A 366-nucleotide genomic window follows, 5' to 3' on the forward strand; every position below is an offset into this window, starting at 1 on the left:
TGGGGCCGCTGCGGTGCCGTCGCCGACCGGCTGGTCTTCCGGCCGCTCATGGGCTGGGCCACCGCCTGGTCCTTCGACCGGCTGCGGCTGTGGTGCGAACGCGGGACCCACCCGCGCGCCGCCCTCGCCCGCGCCCTCGGGGAGTGCGCCCTGCGCCTGGTCCTGGTCCTCACCGCCGTGCTCGTCTCTCCCGTCGCCCCGCTCGCCGTCGCGGCGGGCACCGCCGTCCTCGCCGCCCTGCTGCCCCCGCTGCCCGGCACCCCCGCCGCACGCCGCTGCCGGCGCACCCCGCCCGGGCACGTCCGCGCCCCCCGCCTGCTCGCCGCCCTGGAGTCCTCGTGACCTCGATCTTCCACACCCACATGG

1 pseudogene is annotated in these 366 nt (G+C 79.2%); it reads left to right on the top strand.

Annotated features, from left to right (window positions below):
- A pseudogene (locus J0695_RS40360) lies at nt 1-342 on the top strand (hypothetical protein); the annotation flags it as partial.
- Nucleotides 343-366: the final 24 nt, after the last annotated feature.

Origin of the sequence: Streptomyces beijiangensis, from assembly GCF_017315755.1 — a bacterium.
In the GTDB taxonomy this organism is placed as follows: Bacteria; Actinomycetota; Actinomycetes; order Streptomycetales; family Streptomycetaceae; genus Streptomyces; species Streptomyces beijiangensis.